The organism is Nodularia chucula CCY0103 (genome assembly GCF_963923915.1).
GTDB classification, from domain to species: domain Bacteria; phylum Cyanobacteriota; class Cyanobacteriia; order Cyanobacteriales; family Nostocaceae; genus Nodularia; species Nodularia chucula.
In genome coordinates, this window is sequence record NZ_CAWUOL010000189.1 from 1 (window position 1) to 1,353 (window position 1,353).

A 1,353-nucleotide genomic window follows, 5' to 3' on the forward strand; every position below is an offset into this window, starting at 1 on the left:
ATGAAACCGCCCAAGTAGTTAAGAAAATGCTGCCTGTGGCTGAAAGAATTGCACCCGAAGGACTGACCTGGAATGAGATAATTTTGGAACGGCGACGGCAAAAGCAGTTGGAAGTGCAACGGCAAAGACAGCAGGACAGAGGTTTTAGTCGGTAGTTTAATTATCCCCTCGATGCAGCGAAGTGGGCGCGAGGGAGGGGCTTTGCCCCGTCCCTCTGGACTCCCTCCCCAACGCCAGTTGTTGACCGAGCGCTGTAGAAACCCCCTGGTGAGGCCAACTAGATTCTTCGCAGCGCTCAGTCACCGCTTCGCTACAACTGGCTTGAGTAAGAAAATTAGGTAAGAAACAGCTTTCAAGACGTGATCTCAAAGGGTTATCACAAGCGTGCAACTGGGTCATCGCGTCCTGCTCATTTCACCCCACAAATAAAAAATTCTGACTCACCTCAGTAATTATTAGTATATAAATAGTGGAATTAATCGTTTATTTATCTAAGGCTTTTTTAGGAATGGGAGAAGCAAAACGCCGTAAGCAATTAGACCCCAATTATGGGAAATTGCCTGCCTTCAAATTTCTTCATTGCGGGAACATGGTTAAGACTTATGAGGAATCATTAAACCTCTTGGTTGAAGATTTAAATCTATTGGCACTATTTTTCCCAGAAATAGGAAATGATTTAGATAAATTTGCTGGTGTTCTTCTGATTGATAAATCGACCGTCACCTCTACCTTAAAAGACTTTGGCAAAGTGTTTGAGACTATAGAAGAAAATGAAAAAATCCGAGGTTTTTACCAAGACAAAATCTCTCAAAAAGGTACAGGTTGCATTATGACAGGTCGGTCAAATGAGGCTAACCGCCCCGTAGTATTAGGTTTTGCCTCTCTAGTAGAATTAGAACAGCCGATGATGTTTCAGCTTTACTTTGGAAACAAGGAAAGTAATCGGGCATCTGTTAAAGAGTTAATTAAGTTAACGCCGCCGTCATATATTCCGGTGATGTCATACGCCAACAACTTCACAACTTTTCATCTAATAAAATTTTAGTCAGTGAGCAGCTTGTAAAGAGAACTCCTTGCCGTAATTACACACGCGATGGTGTTCCGCTCACCGGCGGCGATCGCAAAAAGAGCGCCTTTACTCTCATTAAAGATAAAACTTGGTGTGAATTGTATATTGGTAGTGAGATGGTGAGATGTACCCAAAACAAAAATCAACAGTACCAATTGACGTATCACCAGTTATCTTTAATTGTAATGGGGCAGGTAAATCAACTCACTTATGACCCGAATTATTGCAGTCTTTAACCAAGCGGGAGGAGTGGCTAAAACCACCATTACCCAAAACCTGGGCTA

The 1,353-nt window shown here is 42.6% G+C and carries 1 protein-coding gene; it reads left to right on the top strand.

Features of this window, described 5'->3' with window-relative positions; genetic code table 11:
• Window positions 1-469: 469 nt before the first annotated feature.
• Complete coding sequence (locus tag ACM0OP_RS24120) at window positions 470-1,045, top strand: hypothetical protein (RefSeq protein WP_414530937.1); 576 nt, start codon at window positions 470-472, stop codon at window positions 1,043-1,045.
• Window positions 1,046-1,353: the final 308 nt, after the last annotated feature.